At 34.1% G+C, this 17,728-nt stretch carries 5 protein-coding genes; all 5 read right to left on the bottom strand.

The genetic code is table 11. From position 1 onward, the window contains the following. Positions 1-68: 68 nt before the first annotated feature. On the bottom strand, positions 69-4,475 hold the full coding sequence (locus VDP25_RS09045; protein ID WP_334468939.1) for a fibronectin type III domain-containing protein: 4,407 nt from the start codon (positions 4,473-4,475) through the stop codon (positions 69-71). Beyond that, positions 4,472-5,335, bottom strand: a complete 864-nt coding sequence (locus VDP25_RS09050; RefSeq protein WP_334468942.1) for a hypothetical protein — start codon at positions 5,333-5,335, stop codon at positions 4,472-4,474. The genes VDP25_RS09045 and VDP25_RS09050 overlap by 4 nt, the downstream gene beginning before the upstream one ends. A gap of 484 nt (positions 5,336-5,819) precedes the next feature. Next, positions 5,820-6,803 carry a PorP/SprF family type IX secretion system membrane protein gene (locus VDP25_RS09055; RefSeq protein ID WP_334468945.1) on the bottom strand — a complete coding sequence of 328 codons (984 nt, stop codon included), beginning with the start codon at positions 6,801-6,803 and terminating at the stop codon, positions 5,820-5,822. 29 nt (positions 6,804-6,832) lie between these two features. After that, on the bottom strand, positions 6,833-15,043 hold the full coding sequence (locus VDP25_RS09060) for a T9SS type B sorting domain-containing protein (protein WP_334468948.1): 8,211 nt from the start codon (positions 15,041-15,043) through the stop codon (positions 6,833-6,835). A 69-nt stretch (positions 15,044-15,112) separates the two neighbouring features. Beyond that, positions 15,113-17,728 (bottom strand): PorP/SprF family type IX secretion system membrane protein, encoded by a 2,616-nt coding sequence (locus VDP25_RS09065; protein WP_334468951.1) that lies wholly within the window; start codon positions 17,726-17,728, stop codon positions 15,113-15,115.

Below are 17,728 nucleotides of genomic sequence, written 5' to 3' on the forward strand. Positions count from 1 at the left end.
AAAAAAAATAAAGCGCACTTAAAAAATAAGTACGCTCTATAAAAGTAGCTTTTATTTATTAAGTACGCTTAATTAATTATTAATTTTTGAGTACGTTTTTTATTAGCGTTAGAAATAAGCTTTATAATATAAATTCCTGTAGTTAGATGATCTACGTCTATAGATTGTATCGTAGTACTGCTATCTAAGGTATTATTCATTAATACTCTTCCGTTAAGATCGTATAATGCAAAGCGTGTTTGTGTTTGTAATTGTCCTTCAATAACTATTGCTTTTTCATTTGGCTTTTTATAAATACTTAAACGGTCTAAATTTTGTTGCTCTAAGCTAAGTGCATTTGCTTCTAATCTTAAATAAAAACGACCAACACCTGAGATATCACTTAAAGCAGTAAAAGTATAATCGTGATCAGACAATAACGTAAATGTATTGGTTAGTGTGTCTTCTAAATAAACTTCAGTTGCATTAGGAAGTGTAGACTCAGACAATGACACTGTGATTTCTTGCCCTTGCAAGGCGTTAATGCCTAAAGCAATAGTAGTATTATTAATGTCGCTAGTTCCTAAAGCTTGAATAGCCATAAATGCCCCCGTATTATCTTCAACTAATTTAGAATAGATTGAAAACTCTGGAGCAACATCTTGAAATAAAGCGGCATCATAACCAGGGTCTAAACCTAATGTTGCATTTTCATTAAAGTGAATAGCTGTATTAAACGTGTCTAATGCGTTGTTATTTATTTGAATTTTAATATAGCCGCCATTTGATGAGTCTGTTGTATTACGTCCTAAAATAAAATCATCTGTAGCACCTGTTGTTCGCATTGCAGGTGTAAATGATATGGTTTCGTTACTTGACTTACTTTTTACAAAGAAACCTTGACCTGGAGCAATTAATTGCCCAGAGTTTAAATGGTTTAAAATAGTCCATCCATTGGAAGCATCACCATCAAAACCATATATCGCTTGATAGGCTCCAGAATCTAACTTTGTTTTGTTGAGATCAAAGAATGTTATAAAATCTATATAAGAAGGGTAAGGGTTTCCTATTAAATTCCAACCGTTATAAGAGCCTGCAGATTCTGTAATTGGTATTGTAAAACCAGTTGTTTCTACTTCACCAGTAAAAGTCACCGTAGTACCACTTACTCCATCTTCTGAAGCATCTCTTGCAGCTCTATAGCCTACACCTTTATCTAAGGTTGTAGCAGCATTAGCTGTAGTTGAATAAATTTCATAAGATCCAGCCAGTTCATTAAATGGTCCAAATAATTTCTGAGCTGTATTTCCTGGGTTTTCATAAAGGTTAGGATTTGCTGTAGCAAAATCTCCAAAATTCTGACCTGTAAAAGGAGATGATATTAAGTCATTACCTGTTGAGCCATTACTAAAGGCATTTATATGGCGTTTGTAAGAGACGTTACCTGTACTGGATCCTTCTATTATTAAACTTGAATATTTAGTAGAAATAGATTCTAAAATTAAATTTCCATTGTTAACCAAATCTCCTTTTATGGTTAAACTAGCTCCTTCCTTAATAATTACCGTAGCACCACTTTGTATTTCTAAGTCATTAACCTCAACGTTTTGGTCTGCGTCAATAATATAAGTGCCATCTGCAATAATAGTATGTTTAGTTCCCGAATATTCATCAGGACCATCACTATAGATCCATGATCCATCGCAATATAATATAGTATTAGCAGGTATGGTTACTCCACAACTATTGCCTGGAGATAAATACTGAATTAAGGTTGCTTTAGTTGTTGTTGCACTGTCATTGTTGCTATTTGCAACACCACCTCTTCCTCTTAAATGAATGCTCACTAGATCATTAGTGCCGTCACTATAAACTTGTACCCTTAATGCATCTGCTTCTATGGGATTAAAAGTAGGTCCGCCCCATTCAAAAATTCCATCGTCAATCCAACCACCTTGACCTTGAGCAAGTGTCGTCCAAACTCCATCTTTCCTATAACTTATAATCCACATAGAATCTGCTTGATCTTGGTTAGAATAAGAACCTCCCAGTGTTATATAATTCATGTATTTTACATTTGGCCAATTCACTTGCCATTTAAAACCTTCACTTGCTGTTGGTTTTCCTAAATTTTCTCCAAAACTAACACCATATTCGTTGTATGCAGTAACTGTTTTATAATTATCAGTAACTGGATCATATAATATATCTCCAGGTACTCCTCTACCATTAGTTGAAGAGCCATACAATATAGCTTCTGGAAGTAATGCTAAGTTTGAATTATCATCAGGACTATTATCAGGAATACCATCTAAGCTACAACGACTTGGTGCTTCAAAAGCTCTTTCTGCGGTATAATTACATGCTTCTTCTGTAAAATTAGCTATTATATCTACATCTAATCCATCTGCTGCTAAACCCGTAAGTGTTACAGTTTGTGGACTTGTACCAATAGGGAATGATTGCCCATTTACCATTAAAGAACCTGATGCAGGTGGAGAAACATATTCTACAATCAAGTCTTGAGAATACGTGTCATCAATATCATTACATATAGTTTGAGTACCAACAGTTACATTTGTAATTGGACAATTTGCATTATAAAAGACAACCAATTTAGGAGAATTGTTTACCGATCCATTTCTAGATTCTGCGACACGTCTACCAGAACCAGAAACAATAAACGTTACTGCATTTCCTACTTCCCAGCCTGGTTGGGTTATAATTTCCGTAATAATAGATTGAAGATAAGGTGAACGTTGTTTGTAGCCTTTTTCTCCAGTACTATTCCATGCTTCAACGTTAGTCCAAGCTTCTGAATTAGAGGTTAATGATCTTGATGAAATATTGTAAGAGCTTGAGTTAAAGCCATTACTATCGTCTGCTAATTCCCCATGGAAAGTTAGATTTGTCACGTCAGAACTTACCTCAGCAGCTTGAAATTGAATGTATGCTCGATGAATTGTTGCTCCTTTAGGAATACTAATATTATTAAACCTAAGACCAATAATTTGGTCATAATTAGTTGCGTTATCAGTATCGGTCACAAATTCTAAATCAGTACTAGTATAGCTTACAGCTCCAGTTGAAATAAACTCTTCTGCATCATCTCCTGAGGCAACAATAGTATAGGTTTCATTTGTTGTAGTTAATTCATCAACTCCAATACAATTACAATTACCATCTTCTTCGTCATTTATTGTAGTGGGATCATTATCATCACAGACAACACCTCTTGGTGGGCAATTAACATCTGGTGCATTAGATATTGTTACAACAGCACCTGTTGAAGGTGAAAAAACATTTAAGTTAGCTGGTAGTGTAAATGGATCTGTGTTAGAAACTGATCCAACCGAACTAGCATTACTTACGTCGATTGTTCTTAATTCTATTTTAAGGGCATCTACAAATACGAGTTTAAACTGATTAAATGATCCAGAGCTTCTAGTCCATGTTTTAACGTCATCAGCTGGTCTTAATGGCGCTCCCCAACAGCCTTCACCAGTGTATACTGTACCATTGATTTGTTCTATAACAAAACCTTCATCATTTCCAGAATTAGCTGAAGGTTTAACAGGCCAAGTTGTTTTAGCAACATGAGAATCACAATCAATAACCAAGCGTACACCTTCATCATAAAAAAGTTGAGCCCAAGCATCATATTGATTGTTGTTTTCAGATTTCCATGCAGCATGTGGACGCATGGGTTTATGATACTGAGCCATTTTCCATTTCAAATTAGGAGAAGCTGTAGATAGGTCATTTTCTAACCATGTTTTTTGATCACCTAAAACTGAAATTTCGGAATTTAAGGTGTAAGCTTTTATTAAATCATTACCAAATGTTACAGAATAATAAGAATCAGCATTAGGTGTGTCAAATAATTTATAAATAGTTTCAGAATCTGTTTCGTGATTTCCTCTAGCAGGTATAATTGGAAACATTCTTCCATCACTTGCTATAGTTGATTGCCAATCGTCAAACCATTCTTGCCATTCAATAGAGCTATTAGTATCTGTCATGTCTCCTGCAAAAAATATACCGTGTGGTTTTAATTTAGATACTAAAAGATTGGCATCTTGTCTAGGTGTTCTATTGTTTCTAGAATCACCACCAGCAATAAAAGATAAACGGCTAAGATCGTCTGGTGCGGTTCTGAACCAAAAACGTTGACTTGTGCCATCACTATCATTAATAACAAAATAATAGTTGGTATTCGGTGTTAAGCCTGTAAGTCTTGCAAAGCGATTATCCATTCCTTTGAAAGAAACGGTTCTATCAACGGTTTTGGTATAGGCGTATAATGTATGGTCTGTACCATGATCCATTGTATCATAATAAACAACTGGTGAAGTGCCTGATATCTGATTCCAACCAATGGTAATTGTAGTGGATGGATCATCCATTATCATGATACGATACTTGTCATTGTTAGCAAAACTTAAAGAAATACTTAATAAAAGTAGTAAGTAGGTTAAATGTGCTTTATATTTCATGCTACTTGTCTTTTATGGTTTGTTTTATTCATTTCAAGTAAAAGAACTATTAAGGGGATAATTCCATGTGCCAATCTATAAATTGTTAGATAGGCAGAACCATGAATTGAACTTGATATAAAATCTATATTAAAACCAGATACTATTCTGGCAAATGCTGTTGCAAAGCCCCAAATTATCATATACCATAATGCATATTTAGATAATTTTGGCACAAATACTAATAGGGCACATAACACATCTAAAAAACCAACAATAAATAGAAATAGCGTGGCCTGTGTTTCATTAACACCTAAGATAATAATCGTCATGTCTATAAAATGTCCAGGACGATATGGTATACCCATTGCCATAAACCCATGAGGAATAAAAGTAAATGCTATAGCAATTTTTAATCCATTGATTAATTTTTTGTTATTTGAGTCCATTTTAATATTACGCCACAATAAAAATGGTGCAGATAATTGAATGCTCATTTCAAAAAGTTGTAGAAAATCATAATTTTTATCCTTAACCATACAAATTCCAAGTAAGAATAATAAAAAGAAACCTAGACCTATAATGAAACGCTTTAGTTTTAACCATTTTATTTGATGCCAAAGTAAACTGACCAAAGCGGCAATTAAGAAGATTAAACTATTAAATTTAGTGAATCCTTCTATCCAATTATTTACAGTTTTACTTGTTGCATAATCATACCAAGAATAATTAAAAATACCTTCTACAATAGGCGTTAATAGACTTTCATCCCAAAGTATAGCTCGGTAGGGACCACCAAAAAAAAACAATTGATATGCTCTACCTATAAAAACGGTAAAAGCACATAGCTTAACGAGCGATATTAATTTGAATTTATTCATTTAGAGCGCTTAAAATTAATCATTTTCTTACCAAAGATATTTTATAATCGATTAATTGAATATATATCCTTTGAATTGGATATTATTAATCAACTAATGCTTGTAAAACCATATAAATAGCACAAAGTATGATTGAAAATTATAGAAAGTTTTCTAATATTTAGAGTCATAAAATCTAATAAAGTCACTGTTAGATTTGTTAAAGTTTAAGATGTTTTACATACAATCTGTTCTTTAAAGACTTTATTGAATTTTTTGAAGACTAGAAGTAGCGTTTTTTAACGATAAGGATATGAGTAGAAATAAGTTTATAAGTATTGCAATCAAAATAACTTTTATATTATTTTGATTGCAGTTAATTGTTTTATTTATTGGTTTTTAAAGCTTGTCACTTCTTGCAATTGTTTTAATTTATTTTATCCTATTCAAAGCATTGTAGTATCGGTTTGCAATGCATAACGTTAATTACCTTACTTATCAAAGTTTATCTATAATAACTTTGACTAGTTCCTCTTGTACAGGCACAATTACTTATGCCTTGTAAAAAGTCTAACCCAATAGTAACCATATGAGTCCCTGTATTAAATCCAGACAAATCGTTTAATGTTAATTGATATGAGTAAGCAAAAAAGAATTTGTTAAATGTAATTCCGCCCATTGGGCCTAAATTTAAGGGTTTAAAAAATTGATCATTTAAAAAACGGTAAGACCCTCCTACAAAATAGTAATCTCCTTTACGATTGAATTTTCTGTATTTGAAATTGACATCTGTACTAGAACGTTTGTCACTATCAAACATTTGATAAAAAACTGAAGGTTCAAACTCAACATCTTTGTTTTGTTTACTTTTTATAACTAGTCCAGTGTATAGCTGATAATTTAATAACTGAATTGGCTCTACACCTTCATAATTGTCAATATCTTTTTTCATGATGTTATTAGCATTCAAACTCACATAAAATGCCTTCCATCTGTATAAAATACCAGCATCAAAGTTATTGTTTGTAATACCTCTGTCATTGGTGATTGCTGGGTCTAATATTGGAATATCATAGGTGGTATTAAAATCTTCAATAGCAACTCTAAAGTTATTTATGTTATAAGATAACCCAAAAGACAAATATTGTTTAGACTTATAATCTAAAGTTAAATGATGAGCAAAAGAAAACTTAACACCTTTTTGAATTGTATTTCCATTTCTATCATTGTATGCCGATATACCAATACCAGATCTGTCTCCAATTCTAAAATCGGCATAAATAGATTGATTATCTGGTGCATTTTTTATACCAACCCATTGTGTTAGTCCATTGGCCCTTATTTTTAGATTATCTCCAATACCTGCATATGTAGGTGAAATTACAAAGTCGTTATCTGCTAAGTACTGTGTAAATACAGGTAAATTTAATTCTTGGCCATAACTCTTAGCAAAGACCAAAAAAAGAATATATAGTGTGATTTTTTTCATAATGTTATCTCTTTAAATGTTCTTGGCTGTTATCTATATAGTGTAAAATGTCCTACAAATTCCTTATTGTATGTGGAGTCATTTGTTCTAACAACAAACCAATAATCTCCCATAGGCAAATCTCTACCATTATATTTTCCATCCCAAACCTCGCCAACTCTGTAAGTCGCGACTTTACGTCCATATCGATCAAAAATATCGAAGGTTAGGTTAGGGTAGTTTTGTGTACAACCAGGTGCCCAAGTATCATATTCTCCATCGCCATTTGGAGTAAACCAATTAGGAATACAAATGTCTTCAAACTCTAATTGAATTTGTGCTGTTGCATAACAACCTGCACTGTCTGTAACCGTTACCGTATATAATCCAGATTCTGTGATCATATAAGAGTTTTCAGATCCATAATCTTCACCATTCAAAGTAAATTGGTAGTCTCCTTCACCACCAGAGGCAGTTGCAGTAAACTGATTAAGTTCTCCCTCTGTTAAGGTTAAGCTTATAGGCTCTGCCATGTCTATATCAAAGAGATCAGTAGCCTGAACACAACTATTAGTATGTTGTACTTCTATGTAATGACCTGTTCCTACTGGTACATTGTAAAAAATATTACTGGCTTGAAAAGGGCCTCCATTTAATGAATAATCAAGTTGTGTAAGATCTTCTATAGAAGCATCAACAGTAACTGTTACTATATTTCCTTGCAGATTATCTTCACAGATATATTCAATAGTTATTTCTGGTAAAATACTCACAGATTCTGGAAATGTAATATTCCATTCAGATTCACATCCTTCGGCATCTCTTACAAATACAATATGATCTCCACCAACTAAGTTTGTAAAATCAAATTCCGTTTGTACTGCACTACCTGTAGTGTAAACACCATTATAATCATCTAAACTCACACTATAAGGAAGTGTACCTCCTGAAATGGCAATACTAAATTCTCCATCTTCATATCCGGTGCAAACTTCAGGGAAGAACGAGTCTGCTACAATACTTAATATAACTGGGTTTGGTTCTGTTATAGTAAAATCGAAAGTTAAGTAACAACCTAATTGATCTTGTACAATAATGTTATAATCTCCAGGCGCTAAATTCTCGAAGGTATTAGTTTCAAAAAATTGATTGAGTTGTGGTGAAATAGCATATTTAATAATTCCAGTTCCACCAGAAGCGGTGATTTCAACAGAACCATTATTATTTCCTGCACAGCTTACATTGTTAACTACAATACTAGCATCAAGTGGTGCATCTGGTTCTGTGATACTAATAGGAGCAGAAGTTGCATTACAATCACCACTCTCTACAAGAACAACATAATCACCTGCATAAAGTTCTGTAAAAAAACCAGGACTATTTTCTGTAGCAATTACTGGATTGCCTAAATTATCTCGAAGCGTATAGGTGTAATTTCCTAATCCACCTACTGCTGTAGCTATAATTGTTCCGTTATTATCACCAGCACAATTAATAGTTGGGTTAGTAGACTCTAAGGTAACTTCTAATGTTGGTAATGGATCTACGGTGATTTCATTAGATACGTTAGTAACACAACCATTGGCATCTCTTACATAATAAGCATACGTACCATCAGGAACTGAGAATGTTGTCGATGTTGAAAATGTTCCTATAATAGGTGTAAACGAAGGGTTTTCGCTATAGGAATATAAACCTGTTCCACCAGTTGCACTTAATGTTAATGTAGATTCTGTTAAACATGTTTGTGTTGTTGTTCTTACCAAACTAGCTTCAATTGGTGCTGGCTCAGTAATCACAATATTAACAGATGTAAATTCACAATCATAACCATCAGTAATTCTAACAAAATAGGTTCCAGGCCCTAAGTTTTCAAATACATTAGAGGTTTGCGGACCAGAAACACTAGGTGTTGGTAAAACGGTATTTAATGTATAAGTATAATTTGTGCCTTGTCCGCCAGTAACATTACTAATAGTAATACTCGCATCTTGATCTCCAAAACAAGATAGTACTGTTGTACTTGGAGTAAATGTTGCAGTAATTGGATCAGGTGTTTCTAAAGTTATAGTTTCAGAAACAATACAACCGCCAGCATCTCTAACATTTACGATATAAGTTCCAGCAGATAATCCACTAAATGAACCATTGTTAGAATAAGCTACAGTTGCAGCTCCTGTTAGTTCATATTCATAATCTCCCCAACCACCGGTAGCAATAGCTGTTATGGTACCTTCATTATCATTACATGTTACATTTGAAGTTTCAGAAACGCTTAATGTCATAGCTTCTAAAGGAGACGCAATAATGACACTAGATGTTGCAGAACAGAACGGGATATCTGTTTCAGTAATAACCACAGAAAATGTTCCTGCTTCCATTCCTGTTATTATTTCAGGATTGGTAGATGTGTTTGCATTTACAATTCCTGTTACGGAAGTACCTAGACTATCAAAGACCTCATAAGTATATGCTCCGGTGTAATTAGCTATATTAATTTCAAATGAACCAGAGTTATCTCCAAAACAAGTAATAGCATTTGGAGTCAGACTAAGTGTAGGAAGTATAGCTTCTGCAACTGAAATAGATACCTCTTCAGTACAAGTTGTTACAGTGTCTGTAATTGTAATTGTATACATTCCTGAAGGGACTCCAGAAAATACATCTCCTGCAAAACTAAGTGAAGCAGGATTAGGTGAAATGCTATAGGTATAAGATCCAGATCCACCTATAGTGGTCATGGTAATTTCACCATCATCATCATTACATGTTGGTAAAGCTGTTACCTCTGGTATAATAGTAATAGGTGCAACTACGTCTACTGAAACTGTGTTACCACAGCCATTAACATCATTAATTGTTATAGTATGTGTACCTGAATATAAATTTGAAAGTGTAAATGGAAATGTTTGAGTTTGAAATGCACCACCATCAATACTCACACTGTAAGGAGGTGTACCTACAGTATCTAATGTTACGTCAATTTCATAAGCACCTTCCGCTACTGTACATTGATTATTTAAAGTTGCAGAAATAGCAGGTGTAGGATCTGTATCTATGACTAAAACAGGACTCGTAACGATACAGTTATATGCATCCTTAACATGAACGTAATAACTTCCGGCATCATTATTAAATGTACTTGAACTATTCCATGCTGCGTCTGTAACAAGTGGAGGAGTAGCAGTTGTTGTAATCTGATATTGATAAGGAGGTGTTCCGTTTGAAGCTATAGCGCTTATGACACCAGAATTAGGTTCACAATTCGCATTCTGATCAACTGAAGCTGCTAATTCTAATAGAAATGCAGATTCGGTAATATTAAATGGAGCCGTTACAATACCGCAACCAGCGTTAGGTCCTGATGTTTCACGGATTGAAACAAAGTAATTTCCGAATGGGAGCGGACCAAACTCTAATATATTTAATGAACCATTTGCTGGTAATGCAGCAGAACCACTGATTCCAGTTGTTGTTAAACTTAAAGAGTCAAAGATTTCATAGGTGATAGAGACAGGACTTCCATAAGAACTGTTTACAGTAAATGAAACGTTACCATCAGCACTTCCAGTACATGTAATATTGTTAGAACTAACCGCTGTAGCTGTTAATGTAGAGTTTGTAGGAATTGGAATTGTTGCTGGCTCATAATAACTACAGAATGTAGAGGCATCATAAACTATAAATGTATATACCACGCCAGGTATTAAATCTGTAAATGTCGCAGATTCACTACCAGGAGTATCTTCACTTAACCATGTTCCAGCAGGATATACAGTACTAGGACCTTCATAAATACTGAAGAAAAATGGTCCAGCACTTGTAAGAGATGATCCAATACTAACTTCAGCTTCTCCACCTGTAGCACAATCAAATGATGGTAAAATATTAATGTCTAAATCTGTTGGAGGTGATGCTACTAATACATCTTGAACTAAAATAGAACAACCATTAGCATCAACCACATTAATTTGATAAAGTCCAAAATCAACCACATCAAAACTAACTGATGTTGATCCTGTAGTGTTTAATTCAGAATTTGAATAACCATTAGTACCCGTAACAAAATAATTGTATGGAGGTATTCCGCCTGTAACTGAGTTTACAATTACTGATCCTTGAGAAATTCCACCAGAGCCACATGTAATATCAACAGCATCATAATCTATAGTTATAGCATCTGGTTCGTTAATCACTACAGTTTCAGTTGCTGTACACATTTTTGAATCTGTAACAGTTACAGTATATGTTCCTGCAGGTAAGCTAGAGGTTTGTGTACCGTAATCGTTTCCTATGCTATCACTCACATTAATTACAAATGGAGGGGTTCCTACAGTTGTATCAATAGTAACATCAATAGCTCCGTTAGTGTCTCCATGGCATAAAATCTCTTGTGTTTGCACTACTAAACTTAGAGCTGGTAATGATACGGGAGTAACAGTAATTACTGAGGACTCAGCTGTACAACCATTCGCATCTGTAATTTGAAGTTGATAGGTTCCAGCAGTTGCAGCGCTGTATGTAAATGGTGTTCCAGTTGTGCCTAAATCGGTATAAGCAGCTCCGTTTATAGATACAGCATATGTGTAAGGTGCGGCCCCAGTAACAGTTCCTGTTAATATAGCATCTGGCGAAGCAGCACAATCTAAATCCTTTGTTAACACCACAGATAATGTTGGAGATGGAGTAGGAACAATGGTATATGATTCACTATACACACAATCATTTTCATCTTTTACTTGAAAAGTATAAGTTCCTGGTTCTAAACCTGAAAAATCAGTAGAGGTTTGGTAAGCTGTCACTGCAGAAGCAGGTGCTGTAATTTGATATTCTAATATGCCTACACCACCAGTTGTTCCTGTAATAGAAATGGTAGCCGTATTAGATGGACATGATACAGGACTATTACTAAACGTTAAATCGGTTGGTGGGTTTAATTCTTCGACTGTAATTTCATCCATTGCAGATGCACATCCTGTAACATCCATTACAATGACAGTATACGTTCCTGCAGTTAAATTACTGAAATTAGCATTATTTTGAAATGTTACACCATCAATACTATAAGTGTAAGGTGCTTGTCCACCTGTAACTCCTGTAACCGTAATGGTTCCATTTGAAAGACAAGTGTAAGGTGCCGATAAATCTACAGTACCAGTAATAGCTGCTGCAGAATCAATAGAAACGGTTTGTGGACTCGATTCACAAACATCAGTACCAGAAGTGTATTCTACAACAACATCATAATTCCCGATAGATAATCCTGAAAATACATTTGAATTAACGAATGTAGCTCCACCATCAATACTATAAGCAATACTACTGCCATTAGCATTACTAACATTGATTGTTATTGCACCAGTACCATCAGAACCAGCACATGCAATATCTGTCGTATCTACAGTAAAATCTGGTCCAGATATAGCCTCTACGCTTATAGTCACATCTGTACTACAGTTATTAGAATCTGTAACAACTATGTTATAAACTCCTGCAGAACTTACAGGTATTTGTGGTGTCGATTGAAATTCAGTAGCACCATTTACAAAGTAATAATAAGGAGGTGTTCCACCTACAGGATAAACGGTTAGTTCACCATCAGAACAATTTAAAGGACTAGTTAAAGCCACTGTAGCTGTTAATATAGGTGGTTCAATAATAGTGATATCTTCAGTAAATAAACAACCGTTTTCAGATTCGATAGTTGCAGTATAAGTTCCAGGGTTTAAATTTTGGAATGTATAAGTATTGTCAATAATAGGCCCAACAGTATTTACAATTGTAGCACCTTGAGAAAGCGTAAATGAGTATTGTGGATCTACATCATTTGCAGATAAATGCACACTTCCTTTATCATCATGACAAAGCGGTTGTGTAACTGTTGTAGAGCCTGTAAATTCACGATCTCTAATTTGAACTTCAGGAACTGTAAATACACATGGGTTTGTTGAAACTCCTATTTGTCTTACATAAACTGTGTAAGTTCCAGGAGTGTCTACAGAAAATACATTACTTGTTTGAAAGTTTGTTCCATCTATACTGTATTCATAACCAGAAGGCACATTATTTACGGTAATGCTTCCGTTTGTATTACAAATAATATCAGATGATACCACTGTAGGGTTTAATATATTTTCGTAAACATTGAAATAGAACTGAACAAAACAACCACCAGGATAATTAATAGTAATTCGATATTGTCCGGCTGTATCAACTACAAATCCAGATTCACTAGGTATTGCATTCCATGTACACGCTGGGTTTTCATTGGCACAGTCAGAATCTGAAACGGCATCACAGCTTGTTTCATCAAGTACTTCCCAAATAATAGAGGTAGAATCGGATACGTTAGTTTGAATAATTCTTGTGTCATCTGCACCACATAAGAATATATTAGGTAATAATTTCCCGTCATTAGGACAAACTACAACTTCATCAGCGTAAGGAATAGCAGGGTTTGTTGTGTTAGCTCCAAAAAGTTGCACATTAAATTCCTGTACAATTGACTGACATGGAGCAATTGCTGTATTGTAAGAGTAATAAGTACCAGATTCGGTAACTGTAATATTTTGTGACGTTCCAATAACAGGAACTCCTGTAGGACTTGTAGACCATGAATAAGAATCGTATCCATTTGCTGCAGTTAACTCTAAACTGTCTCCACAAAGAATTTCACTATACTCAAAAGTACAATCTAAATCAGCTAAAAAGTTAGTAGCTTGTGGTGTAATTAAACAGCCTGTATTACTACTTAAACTCGGGTCGTCTGTAATAGTAAAATCAGGATTTATAGTTCCTTGGTATGTTGCAAAAGCTTGATTATTAATGATGTTTGAACAAGCATCTTCTAACTGACCACAATCATCAACAACTTGTACTTCAATACGGATTTCATAAACAGGATCGTTTTCTTCAACAAGGGAATCGTCAATATCTAAAACAAGTTCTCTTGTTGTAGGATCATAACTATTAACTGTAACACCTGGAGGTAATACTAAATCTGTTGGATGATTATAAATAATATTTACAGGAAGTACATCTCTAATTGTAAAGTTTGTTGCATCATCATTTCCTGTATTTTGAAAACCGATGACATAATTTAAAGACGAACCTAAGCCAACAAGTTGTCCGCCTATATCATTACCTAAATCGTCCTCAACAACTTTTGTTAACACGATGTTTGGAGCGATAATTTCAATTGCAAAAGCACTAAAATAATAGTAGTAAATATCTAAATTACTTCCCAAGCTAATATTAGCAGAGGTCGCATTATTAGCAATAAGCGAATTTCCAGGATTTGGAATATTAATAATACCAGCATCAAAACCTAATGTATTAGAGCTATTAGGTATTCTATTGGTAAACAATTCGGAGGTATTAGTAACAGGATTAATATCTGAAACAGAACTATTGAAAAAGTTATTTCCAGGGCGTATTGTATTTCCAGCATTATTTGTAACACTGATTGTACTTCCATTAAGTTTTAAATAATCTCCTCTATAACTTCTATCTCCTTCAATAGTACTAAAGGCAAATTTTGCACGTACAGGACCTGTTGGTATGGTATTAAAACCACTTACAGGAAATGTTTCGTTAATAGAACTTGTAATCTTAGTAAATCCATCAAAAGAGGTAATATACTTACTAGGTAAAAGAGGGTCTTCATAAACAACAAATAAGGACCAACCTGCAGAAAGGCCTTCTGAATTTGGTTTTGGACCTACTAAAGTAGAAATATTTGCAACAGAATATGTGCCTTCTGGATCTGGCAAAGCTGTTAGCATATCTGTAACATCGTGATAATAGGCATATGTGTTTGATTGGTTATTGTTAGGTGCATTTTGATAGTAGATTTCTGTTCCTGTAATATCTACATAAGAACCACCAGGAACTTTGAATTTTACATCAGAAATTGGTTCATCTCCATCAACTACTGCACTCCAATATAAACCTGCATAAACTATAACATAACAGCTATCGTCACTTGGTACATCTAAATTGGCACTACTGGAGTTAAAAGTACTAGGATCTCCATCAATATCTACATATACTGCAGCATTTACTCCATCGTTGGTAGAGTTTCCGTTATAAGGATTTGAAACATGTAATCCCACATTACTGTTTCCTATTAAAAGGATATCTCCTTTAATGGCTTGATCATATCGCGGCGAGAATGACACAAGATTTTGAGCAAACATTTGCTGTCCCAAAATGAGGAATAAAGCAATTATAGCTATTCTAGAAAAAGTAGGTTTTTTCATGATGTTTTAGTTTTTGTCTTCACTTTTTCCTCGGGGCAAAGGCGAAAGCAAAGAGAGGCTTAACTCTTATTAATTTTCAATTTTAACTATTGACATTTTTCCATTATACGGTCTATTTCCTTTTGTTTTTAAGGCTTCATTAGCATCGCTTATGTTATCAAACTTGTCATAGAATATGTAATATTTACTGGTACTAACATCGTGGAAAAAATCGACATCAGATCTGCCAGAAGCTACTACGTTAGTCACAAATTCATTTCTTTGTTTTGTGTCACTATGTACAGCGATGATTAAATAATATCCGCTTTCAACATTATCAATATTTTTTAAAATTTTAATACTATTACCAAGGTCTTCACCAAAGTCAAAATCTTCAGCTTTTAAAGGTGTATCACTTAGTTTAGTTGTTTCTTTAATGTTTTTTAACATTGCTCTATCTTGGCTATATCTATCTTTTTCATTATTAAAAGCAGCACGTTTGATACGTCTTCTTTTTTCAAACTCTGTAGCAACTCTGATTGCTTCTAATTTTGTATCTAGTTTTGTTTTTACTTCCTTAGCTTTTAATTGTTCTGCTTTTAATCTTTTAATTTCCTTTTTGTAGAATAGGGTAACTTCGTCTAATGCAAAAGCACCATTTTCAACACGTTCTTCATAAAGCTTGTTTAATGCATCTATTTTTTCACTTCGTGTTTGAATTACATTTTCTAAGTCTGATTTAATAGCATTAAGTGCATTATTTTCTGCAGTAACACTTTTAAAAGGTTTAGGCTTTACTGTAATACCTTGATCGCTTAAGTCATTTTCTTCTTTTAAATCTTTAAGATCTTGATCTTTAATAGCAACAATATCATCAAACTGTTTTAATAATTCATTTTGAATAGCTTTAGAATTTTCAGTTGACTTTGCTATAGTTTGCATAGACTTAGCAAGAGTGTCTGTTGGATTTGAAATCGCATCATCTTTAGCCTGTTCGTCAGCTTCCTCTTGAGCTTTTTGTTCTGCTAATAGTTTTGCTTGTGCAGCAGCTTCCTCTTGAGCCTTTTGTTCTGCTAATAGTTTCGCTTTTGCAGCAGCTTCCTCTTGAGCTTTTTGTTCCGCCAATAATTTTGCTTGTGCAGCAGCTTCTTCTTGAGCTTTTTGTTCTGCCAATAGTTTTGCTTGTGCAGCAGCTTCCTCTTGAGCTTTTTGTTCTGCTAATAGTTTCGCTTGTGCAGCAGCTTCCTCTTGAGCTTTTTGTTCTGCCAATAGTTTTGCTTGTGCAGCAGCTTCTTCTTGAGCTTTTTGTTCAGCTAATAGTTTTGCTTGTGCAGCAGCTTCTTCTTGAGCTTTTTGTTCTGCTAAAAGTTTTGCTTGTGCAGCAGCTTCCTCTTGAGCCTTTTGTTCTGCTAATAGTTTCGCTTGTGCAGCAGCTTCCTCTTGAGCTTTTTGTTCAGCTAATAGTTTTGCTTGTGCAGCTGCTTCCTCTTGAGCTTTTTGTTCTGCTAATAGTTTTGCTTGTGCTTCTTGTTCTGCTTTTTTATCAGCTTCAATTTTATCAAGTTCAGCTTGAATTTCTACTAATTCTTTAGCTTTTTGTTCTTCTTCCGCTTTAGCTTTTGCCTTTTGTTCTGCAATTAATTTTGCTTGAGCATCAGATTCAGTTTTTGCTGTAGTTTTGCTAGTGGTTTTACGACTTGCTACTCTTGAATTGTTAGTTTTTGATATACGTCGTTTTTTCTTTCTGCCCGAAAGAATACCGCTCACTTCATCTTCGCGACTATAATCATAATAATTATTGTTTTTAAATCTATAAGCCAATGTGATTTCGTGTGAAGAACCAAATGTATTTAAGTCTCCAATGGCTTTCTCATAATTATATTCAATAGCTATCTGTGTTGTAATATTAAGTCCAACACCACCTGAAACACCATTAAGCGTGTTATAACCCGCTTGTGCCCAAATTCCTTTAGGAACTGTTACCATAGCAACAGCTGAAAGAATAGTTTCTTCTTTTTGAAATTCAGATCGTAATAATCCTGAAAATTTACTTTCATCAAAAAAACCTCTGCTATCCATATAGCCAGTATACATTATATGGGCTTGAATACCTTGCTGTGGGTTATCTTCTATAAGTTCTGAAGATTCAAAATTGTATAATGCTAAATTATTAATGGACAGTCCAAAATCTAAAAATTCTGTTCCATAATTAATACCTGGATTAATTGTTAGTAGGAAATTCTCTGGCACATTTTGTAATGAAGGGTCTTCAAAATTAGTAACGACATTTGCCGTGTTAACACCGCTTTTATAAGCTCCAACATTAATACCAAAAGTAAGATTGCTATCCTGACCTAATCTTGCATTATATGCAAAATTCAAAATACCACCAAAGGTAGTTAGTACTCCATAATTTTGTTGAAACAGTCCTAATCCTGCACCTATATTTTCTCCAAAGCGTCCAGAATAACTCGCTAAATAGGTGAGTGGTGCGTTTTCAAATTGTATCCATTCTCTTTTATTATAGATACTAATATATTTTGTTTGTTCTCTAACAAAACTAAATGTTGGATTTATGGTATACCTATTAAACGTTAAAGAATTCCGTGTGGGAATCGCAAGCGAAACTACTCCGTCATCTTCTTGAGAGTAGAATGTCTGTACAGAACAGATACATAATATAAAAAGTAAAAAATGTGCTTTCAT

Source organism: Winogradskyella sp. ECml5-4 (assembly GCF_036903175.1).
GTDB classification, from domain to species: Bacteria; Bacteroidota; Bacteroidia; order Flavobacteriales; family Flavobacteriaceae; genus Winogradskyella; species Winogradskyella damuponensis.

Bases quoted from the DNA above. Each gene is read 5' to 3' on its own strand.
- VDP25_RS09055 (WP_334468945.1), bottom strand. From the start codon at position 6,803: ATGAAAAAAATCACACTATATATTCTTTTTTTGGTCTTTGCTAAGAGT.
- VDP25_RS09065 (WP_334468951.1), bottom strand. From the start codon at position 17,728: ATGAAAGCACATTTTTTACTTTTTATATTATGTATCTGTTCTGTACAG.
- VDP25_RS09060 (WP_334468948.1), bottom strand. From the start codon at position 15,043: ATGAAAAAACCTACTTTTTCTAGAATAGCTATAATTGCTTTATTCCTC.
- VDP25_RS09050 (WP_334468942.1), bottom strand. From the start codon at position 5,335: ATGAATAAATTCAAATTAATATCGCTCGTTAAGCTATGTGCTTTTACC.
- VDP25_RS09045 (WP_334468939.1), bottom strand. From the start codon at position 4,475: ATGAAATATAAAGCACATTTAACCTACTTACTACTTTTATTAAGTATT.